The organism is Bacillus cereus group sp. BfR-BA-01355 (assembly GCF_022663675.1).
GTDB lineage: Bacteria > Bacillota > Bacilli > Bacillales > Bacillaceae_G > Bacillus_A > Bacillus_A thuringiensis_S.
In genome coordinates this window covers 1-16,758 of record NZ_JAKUFY010000117.1, presented here as the reverse complement: position 1 = coordinate 16,758, position 16,758 = coordinate 1, and the positions used below count along the sequence as shown (strand labels likewise).

Sequence of the window (16,758 nt, the reverse complement as noted above, 5' to 3'; positions counted from 1 at the left end):
AGTTTGTCTAGCATCTAAAAATAAAAATTGACGTTTCACGTTGTTTGTTTCGTTCAGTTTTCAAAGAACTACTTGGTCGCTCATTTGCGACTTCCTTATGTTAACATCTTCATTTTTCAATGTCAACTAAGTTTTTCAATTTCTTTTTTGTCGTTTTCTGCGTTTCCGCATCAGCGACGGTTATTAATATATCATGCAGTATATACAGGGTCAATACTTTTTACAAAAAAATTTCACATCCCGTTAAAAACTTAAAAATCGCTGTAAAAATCATTATAGCACCCATTCATTCTTCATGGCTCCCCTCCTATCCATTTCATATCTTATCCCTTTATCAATTTACACGAGAGTGAAAATTCTAAATTTTATGTTATATTATTATTATAGGAGTGTGGTGAGAATGAGCATTAAGTATTCAAACAAAATCAATAAAATCCGGACCTTTGCATTAAGTTTAGTATTTATCGGCCTCTTCATTGCATACTTAGGTGTCTTTTTCCGCGAAAACATTATTGTTATGACAACGTTTATGATGGTTGGCTTTTTAGCTGTTATCGCTAGCACTGTCGTTTACTTTTGGATTGGTATGTTATCTACTAAGACTATCCAAATTATTTGTCCAAGCTGTGATAAGCCAACAAAAATGCTCGGCCGTGTCGATGCATGTATGCACTGCAATCAACCTTTAACACTAGATCGAGATCTAGAAGGAAAAGAATTTGATGAAAAGTATAATAAGAAGAGTTATAAATCATAAGTATCAAGGGAAATACGAGTTTGCAACACTACAAACGTTTCAACTCATTAAAAAGTTGATTTCTTAAGAAATCAACTTTTTAATTGTTTTATTAAATTTATTACACCTATTTTTTCGAAATAACAGTAAACATCCCTGTCATGTTAGGCGAATAATCTTTAAAATCATATTTTTCGTAGAATGACGTTTTACCTTGCGACGCAAACAAACCAATGAATGCTTTATCTGGAGCATTCTGATTTAAGTATTCTACTAAAGTATTCATTATTTTCTTTCCAATACCATTCTTTTGATACTCTGGATGAACCACTATATCTTGAATATAGAAATAGATAGCCCCATCACCAACAATTCTCCCCATGCCGATGATTTGATTATTATCCTTGACTGTTATACAGTAAATCGAATTTTGAAGTGATATTTCCGCCACCTCAAAGTTCATATAATTAGTCCATCCCACAGAATCACATAAATATTTATATTCTTCCAATGTTGGAATGTCACTTTTAATCTCATATTTCTTCAAAATGTCCCCTCCAAGAATTCATTTCCACCAATACAAAGTAAATTCGACAAACTTTTATCTAACCCTTCTCACTAACTTAGCACTGTAAATCCCGATTAACCTCACGCTAATCCTTATATAATAAAGAAAGAGGCTGACGTATAGCCGTCAGCCTCTTTCTTTATTATATATTACGCCTTATGACACTCTGGACAAACGCCATAAATTTCTAAGCGATGACTATTAATAACGAAGCCTGTCGTTTTTGCAGCTTCCTCTTCAAGTTGTTCCAAACCTCCATAAGGAAAATCAACAATCTTACCACATTTTTCACAAATCACATGATAATGTTGACTTGTAACATAATCAAATCTACTTGAAGCGTCTCCATAAGTTAATTCCTTTACAAGTCCAACCTCTTTAAATACACGTAAGTTATTATAGACAGTTGCAACACTCATATTTGGAAACTTACCTTCTAATGCTTTATAAATGTCATCCGCTGTTGGGTGCGTCATTGATTCCACAAGGTACTCTAAAATAGCATGACGCTGTGGAGTAATGCGTACACCCGTATTTTTCAGCATTTCTAGCGCTTCTTTTAATTCTTCTTTGACCACCGTCATGCACCCCGATTCTATACGGATTATTATTTTATAATTCTTATAAAGAGTGTACTCCTTTTCTTATAAATCGTCAATATTTCTACTATAAGTATGTGGTTTATTTTTATATTCAGGGCTTGTTTTTATGTATCTTTCCCTTTTTCTTCATATATTACATAGAAAAAAGTGCGACATAATCGCACTTGGAATACTATCATCTGAGGAGGTATGCCCTACACTTCCACTTTATGTAAGGCAGTAAAATATGTATAGACACTTGCCTTGTTTCTGCATATTTTATCTCCACTATAGATTTATTTTATATAAGAAAGAACATCCTCAATATGTCCTTTCACTTTCACTTTACGCCACTCTTTCACAAGTTCACCATCTTTATTAATAAGGAATGTAGAACGCTCGATTCCCATATACTCTTTCCCAAAGTTCTTTTTCAGCTTCCAAACATCATATAACTCTGCTACTTTATGATCTTCATCTACTAAAAGTGTAAATGGCAATTCATGTTTCTCAATGAATTTCAAATGTCTATTCGCTGAATCAGGACTTACTCCAAGAATAACCGTATCCTTCTCTTGAAATACTCCATACGCATCACGAAAATCACATGCTTCAGTTGTACATCCTGGCGTCATATCTTTCGGGTAAAAATAGAGAACTACATTTTTACCGCGGAAATCAGCTAGGCTAACTTCTTCTCCGTTACTTCCCTCTAATGTGAATTCTGGTGCCATTTCTCCTACTGTAATCATAGTTATCACTCCTACTCTTTTCCTTTACTATAACAAATGCTTCCTTATTTTTCATTGTCTATTACAGACCTCATCACAAAAGCAAAAGGGAGTGTATATCCAATTAGCGCTTCTGCAATTGCAATCCATCGCCCAATTCCAATCGGAGATATGTCACCATATCCAACAGACAATAAAGTAACTGCGCTAAAATATAAACAAACTTCAACGAGTTGAAAAGAATGAGCGTTCAAACTTTCTCCGTCCTCTTTCAAAACTGCGAAACCCATTTCCTCTAATACAACGTAACTTAATCCAAACGCGATCAGTACTGTTGTATAGATTAAAAATAATGTGGCCAAATTATACAGCGAAAAAAAACGCGTTGAATCTGAATAGGAACTCCATAATAATTGGACACTTTTCAAAATAGCGATTGCTGCAAGTAATAGAATAAATCCCCATAACATGTCCTCCACCTCATTTTATATGTATGAGACGACCATTGGATTTATCCCTTAGAAACAAACAAGCTTCTATAATTAATTCCCAGCACCACGGTACCTTTTTACCCCTTGATTCCAAAGAGTGATTGCAATCGTAAAACAGATAACACCAACAATTGGCGTCGCGAATGCATAACTATTCCATTCTGTTTTTCTTAAAAAGTATGCTGCTGGATATACTCCAACAAACGCAAACGGTAAAACAAACGTTAAAATGAAACGAATTACACGATTATAAATATTAACAGGATAGCGCCCGTAATTACCTATGTTATACATAAGGGGCATAATTGAACTTTTCGCATCTGACCAAAAACCAAGGCTCGCAAGCGTAACAAATATCCCTCCATATACAAGTGCGCCTCCTCCTACCATCAATATAAATAAGAAGAAATCATACCAGTAAAAAGATAATTGTAACTCTACAGCTGCATATCCCATTACAATCATTCCTGTAATGGCCCCAATTAAAGACTCAAGTTCCATTCTTTCTAATATAATTTGAAACAAGCTATGAATCGGTCTCGTTAATATACGATCCATCTCCCCTTTAATAATGTAACGATCATTAAAGTCCCATATGTTAAAGAAAGCTGAGAAAATGGCAAACGGCACTAAAAAGAAACCATAAATAAAGATTACTTCTTCTCTACTCCAGCCTTTTAATGCTTGTGTATGCCCAAACACAACGAGAATAAAGATTAAATTAACAGCCTGTAGTGATAAATCAGAAAGTAATCCAACGATAAAATCGCCCCGATACTCCAATTTTGTTTTTATATATTGGCTTGCATATTGCAAAAATAGTTTTATATATATCATCTCATCATCCCCCTTGTACAATTAGACGTTTTCTCGCCGTTCTCCACATAAGTACAATTGGAATAATAAGGACAATCGCCCAAATTACTTGGAATAATAATGCCTCATACAATTTATTTCCTTGTATACCTTCTGAAAAAATCATACTCGGAATATAACTAATGGCTTGAAACGGTAAAAACATCATTGCCTTTTGGGCCCATAACGGATAAAAACTAATCGGTAATAATAGACCAGAAAATAAATCAATAACAACGCGTTTTGCATACATAATTCCACTATTATTAAATAGGAAGAACGTGAGCATTCCCGTCATTAAATTAATTTGTGTATTAATAATAAAACTAAATATTAGAGACAAGAAGAAATATAACCACGTTTGAAAATTCGTTGTAATTTGCAATGAAAATAATAACGTAACGATAACCATACCTGGAATTGAAAAAAATGCAAAACGAAATATCCCTTCCCCAAGACCTTGCATCACTTTCATCCCTAAATAATTATATGGACGAATCAGTTCTACCGCTACACGTCCTTCTTGAATCTCCATCGCAATTTCCCTATCTATATTATTAAAATAAAAGGCACGTGCCATCCACGCAATTGCGATATACGTAGTCATTTGCGAAATAGATAAACTTTCAATGTTCTCTTTTCCGCTATAAATTGCTTGCCATAAAAAATAATACGCACCGATATTAATCGTATAAATTAAAATCCCGCTATAATAATTTGTGCGATACGCAAGCATCATTAAAAAGCGAATTCGAATCATTTCAATATACTTACCCATGTTTAATACCTTCTTCATAAATGTTACGAATAATTTCCTCTGTAGACACTTCATTAATTTTTAAATCTTTAATTTGAAAGGCTTGTACTACTTTAGAAATAAGCATTGAAATAATAACTTCTTCATTCGGTATTTTTGCAACCCACGCGTTTTCCTCTTTCGCTTTCGACCAAACGACATGACTATCTGGCATAACCATTGATAAAGCCTGATAGGAAACTGGTGCAATAAACTGAAAATGTATTTCCTTCTCTGCTCCCCACTGCGTACGAAGATTATTTAAAGAACCGTCATACATAATATTTCCTTCATCCAGCATGATAACACGCTCACATAATGCTTCAATATCAGTAATATCATGGGTTGTTAATAAAATTGTTGTTTTATAACGTTCATTCATTTCTTTTAAAAATTCACGTATTTTCAATTTCACAAGTACATCTAGCCCAATTGTTGGTTCATCTAAAAATAATAACGGTGGGTTATGAATTAATGCTGCCGCTAATTCACAACGCATTCTTTGACCTAGAGATAACTTTCGAACTGGCTTATCTAATAAAGGACCAATATCTAACGTTTCAATCACGTGTTCCATATGCTCTTTATACTGAGCGTCTGATACACCGTACACTTTTTTTAATAAACGAAAAGATTCTTGTACAGCAATATCCCACCAAAGTTGTGAACGTTGACCGAAAACAACACCAATGGTTCTTACAAATTCTTCTCTCTGCTTATGTGGGTTCATCCCATTTACTAAAATCTCTCCTGATGTCGGAGTCAAAATCCCCGTAAGCATTTTAATTGTTGTTGATTTACCAGCACCGTTCTCACCGATATAACCAACCATCTCACCTTGTTTTACAGTAAAAGATACATCATTTACTGCTGGTACTATTTTATAATTACGATTTAATAAATCGCGAAATGCACCCTTTAAACCCGGACGACTTGAATAGGCTGTAAATTCTTTACGTAACCCTTGTACCTCAATTACCGATTTCATAATCGGACCCCCCTCCTAAATGTCACAACGAATAGTTTACCCAACTGCCTTCTCTATCACAAACAATACGTCTTTTCGAAAAACATGTTAGAATAATACATAGATTTTTGTAAGGAGATGAATGGTAGTGAAATTCACAAAATCAGAAGCATTACATAAAGAAGCTTTAGAACATATCGTTGGCGGCGTTAATAGTCCTTCTCGTTCTTTTAAAGCAGTTGGCGGTGGCGCTCCTGTTGCTATGGAACGTGGAAAAGGTGCTTATTTCTGGGATGTAGACGGAAATAAATATATCGATTATTTAGCAGCATACGGTCCTATTATTACTGGACATGCTCACCCGCACATCACAAAAGCAATTACAACAGCTGCTGAAAATGGTGTACTTTACGGAACACCAACAGCGCTAGAAGTAAAATTTGCAAAAATGTTAAAAGAGGCAATGCCTGCTTTAGATAAAGTACGCTTTGTAAACTCTGGTACTGAAGCAGTAATGACGACAATTCGTGTTGCTCGTGCTTACACAGGCCGCACAAAAATCATGAAATTTGCTGGTTGTTACCACGGTCATTCTGATTTAGTACTTGTAGCAGCTGGATCTGGTCCTTCTACACTAGGAACACCTGACTCAGCCGGCGTACCACAAAGTATCGCTCAAGAAGTTATTACTGTTCCATTTAATAATGTAGAAACTTTAAAAGAAGCGTTAGATAAATGGGGACATGAAGTAGCGGCTATTCTTGTAGAACCGATTGTTGGAAACTTCGGTATTGTAGAGCCAAAACCTGGATTCCTTGAGAAAGTGAATGAACTTGTTCATGAAGCTGGCGCACTAGTAATTTATGATGAAGTTATTACCGCTTTCCGCTTCATGTACGGTGGTGCTCAAGATTTACTTGGCGTAACACCAGACTTAACAGCTCTTGGTAAAGTTATTGGCGGCGGACTTCCAATCGGTGCTTACGGTGGTAAGAAAGAAATTATGGAACAAGTTGCTCCGCTTGGCCCTGCATATCAAGCAGGTACAATGGCAGGAAATCCTGCTTCTATGGCATCTGGTATTGCTTGTCTAGAAGTTCTTCAACAAGAAGGACTTTATGAGAAATTAGATGAACTTGGTGCCATGCTTGAAAAAGGAATTTTAGAGCAAGCTGCAAAACATAATATCGATATTACATTAAACCGTCTAAAAGGCGCTTTAACTGTATACTTCACAACAAATACAATTGAAGATTACGATGCAGCACAAGATACAGACGGTGAAATGTTCGGTAAATTCTTCAAGCTAATGCTTCAAGAAGGAGTTAACTTAGCACCTTCAAAATACGAGGCATGGTTCTTAACGACAGAACATACAAAAGAAGATATTGAATATACAATTGAAGCTGTAGGCAGAGCATTTGCTGCTTTAGCAGATAGCAAATAATCTCGTCATTAAAAGGAAAAAAGAAAGCACATCTTTCTTTTTTCCTTTTTTCTATTTCATAAATCCCACATTAATAGTATAATTATTCATAATTATCTGTTTTATATTCTTTTACATCATTACTATCTCTGTGTACAAGGTGATTCACACCTTAAATAGTAAGATTATTCTAACTTTTACAAGAGGGGGGATTGACGGATGCTCAATAAAACAAATACATGGACACCGTCTTTATTTCGAGATTATAGAAATGCAGAACATGATGCGTGTGGAATCGTTTCCGTTATGGAGAAACGAAAAATTCCTACAAAAGAAAACATTGACCTTTGCATACAATCACTCGTCAAAATGAATCATAGAGCTGGTTTCATTAATGGCGAGGGCGATGGCATCGGCATTCACATTGATGTACCAAAAACGCTTTGGAATGAAAAACTAAAAAGTAGTGGATATAATCCAACGATTGTGGATCATCCCCACTTTATCGTTGGACATTTTTTTCTAAATAAAAAAGAAAACATTACTGCCTTAAAAGATTATATTCGTACGCAATTAAACAACAAAAACTTTACTATCATTTTCGAAAGTGATGATGTAACAAACTCAGATGCGCTCGGTCCACTCGGTAAACAAGAAGAACCTTTATTTTGGCAAGTTGCCCTTATCGCAGAAAATGAAATTACAAATATTGAGCAAACATTATTTTCTGTCACAATAAAAATAGAGGAAAACGAAGCAATTCATGTTGCTTCATTAAGTCGTGATCATGTTGTATATAAAGTTCTAGGTGCTGGTGATACACTTGTTGCCTACTATAATGATTTACAACATCCACTTATCGCTTCAACTATGACATTAGGACATAACCGCTACTCTACTAATACATTATCTAATTTTTTTCGTGTACAACCATTTAGTATTCTCGGACATAATGGTGAAATTAACACAATCGCAAAATTACGCGATCAAGCTGAAATGATTGATGTACCACTTACTGCTGGAGGCAGTGACTCTCAAGATTTAAACCGCACTTTAGAAACCCTACTTGTTCAATACGACTACAGTTTATTTGAAGCAATGGAAATACTATTTCCACCAATTATTAATGAAATTAAACTTTATGAAACACCTTTACAAGATTTATATACGTATATACGTGAAGCATGGGGACATTTTGCACAAGGACCAGCTGGCATCATTTCCCGTTTTAAAGATGAAGCTGTTTTCAGCGTTGATTCCCTTGGATTACGCCCAGTATGGAAAGTAGAGACAGAAAGCTCTTATATTTTCTCTTCTGAACCTGGAGTTGTATCACCAACTAAATATGTAGCAGAACCAAAGCCACTCGCCCCTGGAGAAAAGGTCGGATTAAAATGGAATGAACAAGATGAACTTGTTCTTTATGAATATGACAAATATCAAATCCAAGTATATAACCGTTTTAAAAAGCGAATTGATACTACCAATTATCATTTAAATTTATCTATCCCTGAAACGCAAAAAATCCAAGGGCTATGTGATTTTGTTCAAGTTGAAACGAAACAATACGTCGCTTTCGGATGGGACCGAGAACATATTCAGCTTCTTGAACAGATGGCAACAAAAGGTGTTGAACCAATACGCTCACTTGGGCATGACTCACCACTTGCCGCACTTGATACTGATAGACGAAATATCGCTGACTTTATTAAAGAAAGTGTAGCTGTTGTTACAAACCCAGCAATTGACCGTGACCGTGAAATTGAACACTTCTCTACACGTACTGTACTTGGAGAGCGTCCAAGTTTATTAAGCGGCGCAAAACGGCCATTTGTAGTTGAAATGCTTTCACCAATTATTTTAGAAGGCAGCGTGGCACAACCTATTGCAGAGGAATTACACACAATTACGTACGAACAACTCACAGCGTTATTTAGGACTCATAACTCTATTGCCACAATCTCTGCTACATTCAGCTCGTCAGAAACCCTGCAATGTGCATTAAGCCGCATTAGTTCTGAAGCGATAGCTGCTGTTAACAATGGTGCTTCCCTACTAGTATTAGATGACGCAAAAGCCCATCTAAATGAACGCTTGTGGATTGATCCACATTTAGTTACCGCGAAAGTACATCAAGAATTAAGTGAAAATAAATTACGCCGCAATTGTTCTCTCGTTATACGTTCTGGTGCCCTTCGCTCCTTACATGACATTGTCACGCTATATGGATTAGGAGCAGATAGTATTAATCCATATTTATTATTCGCGACTGTAAGTGATGGAACAAAAACACCAATTACGAATCTGTATAATGCACTTAATAAAGGATTAGAAAAAGTCATTTCAACAATTGGAATTCATGAGTTACGTGGTTACGGACGTCTCTATTCATCTATTGGGTTACATGAGGAAATTGCAAATATATTACAAATCACAAATTTCTTCGGTTCAAATGATTTAGCTTTTTCACTTGAATCACTTGCTGAAGATGCAAAAATACGAGCAGAGGATTATAACAATCCTAAAATTAGAATGCGAAAATCATTTCATATATTCCCGCGAATTTGGAAAGCAATCGGCGATGTTGCAAAAGGAAATCCTTATGATGACTACCGTGACAAGTTAAGTGAACTAGAAGAGAATAATCCAATCGCAATCAGACACCTTGTTCAAACGAAACAAACAAAACATGTCGTTCCAACTGAAGAAGTATCTATCGGCATTCAAAATCATAATTTACCATTTATTATTAGTTCTATGTCATTTGGTTCTCAAAACGAAATTGCCTTTCGCGCATATGCAGAAGCGGCCGATCAGCTAAATATGATTAGCTTGAACGGTGAAGGCGGCGAAATTAAAGATATGATCGGGAAATACCCACATACACGCGGACAACAAGTGGCATCTGGGCGATTTGGAGTAAATGCCGAACTACTAAACTCATCGAATTTAATTGAAATCAAAATCGGTCAAGGCGCAAAGCCTGGTGAAGGTGGGCATTTACCTGGTTCAAAAGTGACAGCCAAAATCGCTGAAGCACGTAATGCGACAATCGGCTCAGATTTAATTTCACCTTCTAACAACCATGATATTTATTCAATTGAAGATTTAGCTCAAATGATTACGGAAATTAAAACAGCTAATCAACTTGCCAAAGTAGCCGTGAAAGTCCCTGTTGTTCCTAATATCGGAACAATTGCTGTCGGTATCGCCAAAGCTGGTGCTGATTTTATTAACATTAGCGGATTCGATGGTGGAACAGGTGCTGCACGTATTCACGCCTTGCAACATGTAGGTCTTCCTGTAGAAATTGGTGTTAAAGCCGCTCACAACGCTTTATTAGAAGCGAGCATGAGACATAAAGTAGAGATTTGGGCAGATGGTGGTATTCGAAGTGTAAATGATGCCTTGAAAATCATGCTCCTCGGAGCAAACCGTATTGGATTTGGCACACTGTCAATGATTGCAATCGGCTGTACTACTTGCCGTGGGTGCCATCTAGATACTTGCCATGTTGGAATTGCGACACAAATTGAGTCTGAAGCACAGGCAAAAGAACATGGATTACGCCGCTTCGTCCCACGCGAATTAGAAAGCGCAGTTGCTGGCCTGCTAAATTTATTCACCTCTTTCGGTGTAGAACTAAAACGATTAACAGGACAGCTTGGGTATACAAATTTACAAGCAATTGTCGGGCGTTCTGATTTATTAGAGCAAGTTCGGGGCGAAAATTTATTAAACTTATGTAATTTACTACAAATAATAGAACATCCATCTGTTACAACAACAAAAGACGTACCAGAAAAACAATTTAAAACAGTTCATTCCGCTGACTCAAAAGAATTAGTAGGCGTTGGTGTAGAGCAACGCGTTATGGGCGGTCTAGAATCATGTTATCGCGTTCGCAGTAAACTATATGAAGCTACTCAACTTGAACCACTTACATTAAAGTATACGAATGGTTCTATCCCTGGAAATGGGTTAGGTGCTTACAATAGTGAAAATTTATTTATACACGTAAATGGCGGCGCACAAGATGGCATTGGTAAAACTTCCTTTGGTGGTGGTATTTATATAACGAAATCAAAAGGAAAAGACGGAGTATATTATAACGGTTCTGTCGGAAAAGGATTTGGATATGGGGCACAAAAAGGGGCACTATACGTGCAAGGGAACGCTGATGCTCGTGCTGGCATTCGCCTTTCTGGGGCAGACATGATCATTGGAGGTAGAATAACAAAACCACTCCGTGAAAAAGAGCAAGGAAATATAGGTGCATACTCCAATATTAAAGGTTTTGCTTTTGAATATATGACAAATGGGCGAGCGCTTGTTTTAGGTGACCCTGGTCCATGGATTTGCGCTGGCATGACTGGCGGTGTTGTTTATTTGCGTCATGATTCAAACTTAGGCTTAACAGAACAGGCCTTAAAAAGAAGAATTGCAAAAGGGGCAAATGTTACATTACAATCAATTAGTAAAAATGGTTTGAAAGATGTAACTGAATTATTGCTAGACTATATTCGTGTACTAAACGAGCATGAGCAATATGAGGAAGTTGCTTTGTTAACCCCATTATTAGATGATATACAGAACCAGTTTTTTGAAATTATCCCAAAAAAAGAACAGGCAGATCCATCTATCTCAACAGAGTAACATGAGTAATTTTCATTATTAAGAAAAAATTGACGAAGTACACTTCTCATAGTAATCTATAGTAACAATTTGAGACCTGCTGAAATTCAGCAGGTCTTTTTACTAAAAACTGATGTTTAAAAGAAATTAGGAAAAATTATAAAGTGAAACTTTAATTAGCCTACAGCAATTGAGCGTTTACCGGCATCCAGCTACTGAATTTAGAGGCGGGAATCTTACTGTTCACAATTAGCCGGATAAAATGAATACTAATTTCTTTTAACGTCACTAAAATATCACTTGCTAACATATTGTAATGAATGTATAGTATCATGTTGTACATTCATTATGACAAGAGAAAGGATCTTATTAAGGGTATGAAACTTGGTGCTCGCATTTTAAAAACGGGTATTGCCATCACGTTAGCTTTATTTGCTTGTATTTTACTTCAATTACCGAGTCCGGTATTTGCGGGAATTTCAGCTATCTTTGCTGTTCAACCGTCTGTATACCGTTCTTATTTAACCGCACTTGAACAGATTCAAGCAAATGTAATCGGTGCGATATTTGCTATCGCATTTGCTACTGCTTTTGGACATAATCCTTTTATTATTGGATTAACATGTATATTAGTAATTGCTCTTACACTGCAATTACGATTAGAAAACACAATATCAATTGCTTTAGTAACAGTTATCGCCATTATGGAGTATCAAGGCGAAGACTTCTTTAGTTTTGCCTTACTTCGATTTGCGACAATTATGATTGGTATTATTGCGGCTTCACTTGTAAATTTAGTATTTATGCCGCCGAAATATGAAACAAAACTTTATCATCGTATCGTTGATAATACAGAAGAAATTGTAAAATGGATTCGAATGAATAGCAGGCAGGCTTCTGATTTTACAACGCTAAAAACTGATATTGATCGTATGAAAGAAAAAATGATCAAACTAAATCATTACTATTTGCTGTATAAAGAAGAAAGAAGCTACACGAAAAAAGTAAAGTTCGCAAAAATTCGTAAGCTCGTTTTATTCAGACAAATGTTAGCGACAACAAGCCGTGCTTTAAGTACGTTAAAATCATTACACCGTACTGAAAATGAACTACGCTACATGCCGGAAGAATTTCAGGAATCTATCCAAAACGAACTTGATTCATTAACGCATTATCATGAACAAGTTTTATTAAAATTCATTGGTAAAGCAAAAAAACAACAATCAGTTGAAATGCTTGATGAAGTTGAAACAGGTAAACAAGAATTAATTGATATCTTTATGGAATATCAAAACAAGGACGATGAAGAAGCATATAAAACATGGTTACATCTCTTCCCTCTTATTTCTTCCATCATTAACTATAGTGAAGAAGTAGAGCATTTAGATTTACTTGTAGATAGCTTCTACACATACCATAAACCAGAAAAAGAACTCCAAATCGATGATAAAAAAGAAGACGAATAAAAAAGCAGCTCCTTTTATGCTAAAGGAGCTGTTTCTGTTATATGTTGAAGTTGATATAAATTATAATAAAATCCTCTTTTTCGCATTAACTCTTCATGAGAACCGGTTTCTTTAATCTGACCGTCTTCAATGTAAATGATCGTATCAACATGCGTAATTGTCGCTAATCGATGTGCAATTATAATCGTTGTCCGGTCAGCAGCTAACGTCTGAAGCGCCTCTTGAATATACCTTTCATTTTCTAAATCTAAAGCCGAAGTTGCTTCATCCAATATAAGTACCGACGGATTCTTTAGAAATACGCGTGCAATTGCCACGCGTTGCCTTTGCCCACCCGATAGCTTCACACCACGTTCTCCAACGACAGTATTATAACCATCTGGTAAATCTATAATAAAGTCATGAATTTGCGCAGCTTTGGCAGCTGCAATCACTTCTTTCTCTGTAGCTTTCGGATTTCCATATAAAATATTAGCTTCAATTGTATCGCTAAACAATAAATTATCTTGCAGTACAATTCCAATATTACTACGTAAATTTCTCATATTATACTTCCTTACATCTATGCCATCTACATAAACCGTGCCTTCAGAAACATCATAGAAACGCGGGATCAAACTAGCAAGAGATGACTTCCCTCCTCCACTCGCTCCTACAAGCGCTACTTTCTCTCCAGACTGCATAGTTAATGACAAGTTGTGTAATATCTCTTTTTCATCTGCATTATAACGAAAAGAAACATTATCAAATACAATTTCTCCATTTAATTTTTCCGTTTGTATCGCATTTGGCACATTAACAATATCGTATTTTTCATCTAACAGTTCAAACACACGATCCATCGATGCAAAAGATTGTGTCAATGTTGTAGATGAATTAACAAGGCGGCGAAGCGGACTATATAAACTATCCATATATCCAACAAAGGCTACCATCGTCCCTAGCGTTAACTGCCCCTGAATTACTTCATATGCTGCAAAACCAATCACAAGTAACGGACCTAAATCGGTTAACGTATTTACTGCCGAAAATGTTCTCGCCGTCCAACTTGTATGGTTTAATGCTTTCGTTAAAAATTCATTATTTCTTTTTTCAAACTGCTTCCCCTCATACTCTTCTAACGCAAAGCTACGTGTCACTTGCATTCCTTGAATACGTTCATGCAAATACCCTTGCATCGTCGCTAACGCTTGTGAACGCTCTTTCGTCAATTTCCGAAGACGTCCGAAAAAATATTTCACTGCTATTACATAAATAGGTAAAATCAATAACGCAACAAATGTTAATTTTATATTCATAGAAAACATAACAATGATAGCGATAGCAATTGTTGCAGTATCTAACCAGACGTTCATCAAACCTGTAATTACAAAATCTTTCGTTTGTTCTACATCATGGATGACCCGTGAAATAATCTCCCCTGTTTTCGTATTCGAATAATAACGTAAGCTTAACTTTTGTAAGTGACCGAAAATATGCTTCCGCAAATCATACAGTATTGTATTTGCGATACGTTGCGCGAAATATTGACGATAATATTCAATCGGTGGTCTTAATACCGCAAAAATAAAAAAAGCAATTCCAATCGCTGTTATTAATTGAGATGTTTTATCTTGAAGTGAACCCGCCCCTTGAATTACATCATCGATAATATACTTTAATAACCACGGCATAATAAGTGGAATACCGAACTTAACTAGTCCAATAATAATTGTAATAGCAATAAGCCATCGATATGGTTTAACAAATTGTAAATATCTTTTTATGCCCTGCACATAATCCCCCCTCTAATAGGACAAACCTGCCGGGAAATTCCCTGCAGGTTTGTTTTAATTTCTGTACATTAAATATCGTTCATACCACATATCTACGAAATCTGGTGCGAATGGACCTTTTCTTTGATGAATCCACTGTGTTAAATGTGCTACATTTCGTTTTAAAATTGTATCTATAACAGGTGGATACTGCATAATTTGACTATGTTTTTCATACTCATCTTCATCTAGAAGCGTATATGTCATATCTGGATACACTTTAATATCTAAATCATAATCAATATACTTTAATGCTTCAGAATCATACGCAAAAGGTGAGCTTAAATTGCAATAATAATATACGCCATCCTCCCTAAGCATCCCAATCACATTAAACCAATAGTTAGCATGAAAATAACAAATTGCTGGTTCGCGCGTAATCCATGTTCGACCATCTGATTCTGTAACTACTGTACGATCATTCGCTCCGATCACAAGACTCTGTGTCCCTTTTAAAATTGTTGTTTCTTCCCACATTCTATGAATGGAGCCATTATGTTTATAACTATGTATTTGTACTTTTTCTCCTTCTTTGGGAAATCCCATATATGCTCCCTTCTTTCAACTGCAAATGCCCTTTGAACGGCATTCACTTTTTTTCTATTATAACTTTTTTGTCAAAATTTTAAAACTAAAGGGATAAGACTCTATTTTCCACACTGAATATACAGGAGGTTTATCGTTGAATACAATAATCCCCAATCTTCTCAGGAAACAAGGATTGTATTGTATTATTTATAAAGTGAAACTTTAATCAGCCCTCACCAATCGGGCTTTTACGGGCAGCCCGCCCCCCACCTAACTTCTTTGCTTTCGCTGAATTTTGAGGTGGGGGTCTTACTGCCCGGCAAATAGCGGGATAAACGAGGACATGTAATAAAAAAAGCCCTTCTCTATTTGAAGGACTTTTCACCTGAGACAATGATATATCTTATCCTAAATTTGAAATCATTTTTTCAGTTGCAAAAGATTGGATTACACTATTTGTTTGTTCTTCAAATTTCTCATGTAACATCTTCAACGCTACTTCTGTTCTATATATTTCCTGACGGATAAAATGCAGTTCCTTTTTATCGCACATATCTTTTTCATTCATTTCAATTTGTTGATACTTCTCTAGATGTGCTTGTAACTTTAACAACTCATCCATCGTTTCTAATTGCTCCCCTACCAACTTATCAAAATCGTTCATTACTTACCCCCTTTGGACTTATTCATCAGTTATTATTCCTAATTACATATTTCTAATTGTTAACTTCCTTTTCCTTTGACTACATTTGTTGACTTATTAGAAGTTATGTCGTTCATTTTCTTTTCATTACAAAGATCCACACACAAAGAAAACACTTCTCTCGAATTGGAGAAGTGTTTTTCTTTCATTACTCGTTTGAACTAGAAGATTGTGATTGTTTTGCAGCTGACTTAGCATTTTGTTTTTTCACAGCATGCACGTCTGTTTCAGTTGCAAATTCTGTACCATAGCTAGCGTTTGCACTTTGTGCACCAGAAGCTTGTGCTTTCTTTGCTTCTGATTGTGCGTTTGCTTGTTTTACTGCTTGTACATTTGTTTCAGTCGCAAACTCTGTACCATAACTAGCATTTGTACTTTGAATGCTAGCACCAGAAGTTGCCTTGTTATAACCTTGTTGTTTTTTACTCATCTTTCTCACCTCCACAACCAATAATGTAACC

15 protein-coding genes are annotated in these 16,758 nt (G+C 35.9%); 4 read left to right on the top strand and 11 right to left on the bottom strand.

Annotation, left to right across the window (positions count from 1 at the left end):
• Positions 1–400: 400 nt before the first annotated feature.
• The gene (locus MR167_RS26320; RefSeq protein ID WP_000025067.1) at positions 401–757 is read left to right on the top strand and encodes a YgzB family protein; all 357 of its coding nucleotides are present in this window, start codon (positions 401–403) and stop codon (positions 755–757) included.
• Positions 758–863: 106 nt separating this feature from the next.
• Here the strand turns inward: MR167_RS26320 and MR167_RS26315 are convergent, their stop codons facing one another.
• The 7 genes from MR167_RS26315 to MR167_RS26285 all read right to left on the bottom strand — a co-directional run bounded on the left by MR167_RS26315 (position 864) and on the right by MR167_RS26285 (position 5,746).
• Positions 864–1,283, bottom strand: a complete 420-nt coding sequence (locus MR167_RS26315; protein WP_000759743.1) for a GNAT family N-acetyltransferase — start codon at positions 1,281–1,283, stop codon at positions 864–866.
• A 170-nt stretch (positions 1,284–1,453) separates the two neighbouring features.
• Positions 1,454–1,882 (bottom strand): peroxide-responsive transcriptional repressor PerR, encoded by a 429-nt coding sequence (perR, locus tag MR167_RS26310; RefSeq protein ID WP_000237831.1) that lies wholly within the window; start codon positions 1,880–1,882, stop codon positions 1,454–1,456.
• A 299-nt stretch (positions 1,883–2,181) separates the two neighbouring features.
• On the bottom strand, positions 2,182–2,637 hold the full coding sequence (bcp, locus tag MR167_RS26305; RefSeq protein ID WP_000633711.1) for a thioredoxin-dependent thiol peroxidase: 456 nt from the start codon (positions 2,635–2,637) through the stop codon (positions 2,182–2,184).
• A gap of 44 nt (positions 2,638–2,681) precedes the next feature.
• Positions 2,682–3,086, bottom strand: a complete 405-nt coding sequence (locus MR167_RS26300; protein WP_000964360.1) for a potassium channel family protein — start codon at positions 3,084–3,086, stop codon at positions 2,682–2,684.
• Between the two features lie 72 nt (positions 3,087–3,158).
• Positions 3,159–3,944, bottom strand: a complete 786-nt coding sequence (locus MR167_RS26295; RefSeq protein WP_000639350.1) for an ABC transporter permease — start codon at positions 3,942–3,944, stop codon at positions 3,159–3,161.
• Positions 3,945–3,948: 4 nt separating this feature from the next.
• Positions 3,949–4,740 carry an ABC transporter permease gene (locus tag MR167_RS26290; RefSeq protein WP_000521515.1) on the bottom strand — a complete coding sequence of 264 codons (792 nt, stop codon included), beginning with the start codon at positions 4,738–4,740 and terminating at the stop codon, positions 3,949–3,951.
• Entirely contained in the window at positions 4,733–5,746 is a 1,014-nt protein-coding gene (locus tag MR167_RS26285; RefSeq protein ID WP_000843649.1) for an ABC transporter ATP-binding protein, read from the bottom strand. The genes MR167_RS26290 and MR167_RS26285 overlap by 8 nt, the downstream gene beginning before the upstream one ends.
• Before the next feature lie 121 nt (positions 5,747–5,867).
• On the opposite strand from MR167_RS26285, the gene hemL reads away from it, so the two are divergent.
• The 3 genes from hemL to MR167_RS26270 all read left to right on the top strand — a co-directional run bounded on the left by hemL (position 5,868) and on the right by MR167_RS26270 (position 13,252).
• Entirely contained in the window at positions 5,868–7,172 is a 1,305-nt protein-coding gene (hemL, locus tag MR167_RS26280) for a glutamate-1-semialdehyde-2,1-aminomutase (RefSeq protein ID WP_000260533.1), read from the top strand.
• Between the two features lie 198 nt (positions 7,173–7,370).
• Positions 7,371–11,807 carry a glutamate synthase-related protein gene (locus MR167_RS26275; protein ID WP_000933013.1) on the top strand — a complete coding sequence of 1,479 codons (4,437 nt, stop codon included), beginning with the start codon at positions 7,371–7,373 and terminating at the stop codon, positions 11,805–11,807.
• 356 nt (positions 11,808–12,163) lie between these two features.
• On the top strand, positions 12,164–13,252 hold the full coding sequence (locus tag MR167_RS26270) for an aromatic acid exporter family protein (protein ID WP_000765787.1): 1,089 nt from the start codon (positions 12,164–12,166) through the stop codon (positions 13,250–13,252).
• 14 nt (positions 13,253–13,266) lie between these two features.
• Here the strand turns inward: MR167_RS26270 and MR167_RS26265 are convergent, their stop codons facing one another.
• From MR167_RS26265 to MR167_RS26250, 4 genes are all read right to left on the bottom strand, one after another.
• Positions 13,267–15,027: an ABC transporter ATP-binding protein gene (locus tag MR167_RS26265; protein ID WP_001161591.1), complete on the bottom strand. Its 1,761-nt coding sequence runs from the start codon at positions 15,025–15,027 to the stop codon at positions 13,267–13,269.
• A gap of 54 nt (positions 15,028–15,081) precedes the next feature.
• Positions 15,082–15,612 carry a nucleoside tri-diphosphate phosphatase gene (gene ntdP / locus MR167_RS26260; RefSeq protein WP_000506625.1) on the bottom strand — a complete coding sequence of 177 codons (531 nt, stop codon included), beginning with the start codon at positions 15,610–15,612 and terminating at the stop codon, positions 15,082–15,084.
• A gap of 385 nt (positions 15,613–15,997) precedes the next feature.
• Positions 15,998–16,258: a YgaB family protein gene (locus MR167_RS26255; RefSeq protein WP_000997574.1), complete on the bottom strand. Its 261-nt coding sequence runs from the start codon at positions 16,256–16,258 to the stop codon at positions 15,998–16,000.
• A 187-nt stretch (positions 16,259–16,445) separates the two neighbouring features.
• Positions 16,446–16,727: a gamma-type small acid-soluble spore protein gene (locus MR167_RS26250; protein ID WP_000039034.1), complete on the bottom strand. Its 282-nt coding sequence runs from the start codon at positions 16,725–16,727 to the stop codon at positions 16,446–16,448.
• Positions 16,728–16,758 lie beyond the last annotated feature (31 nt).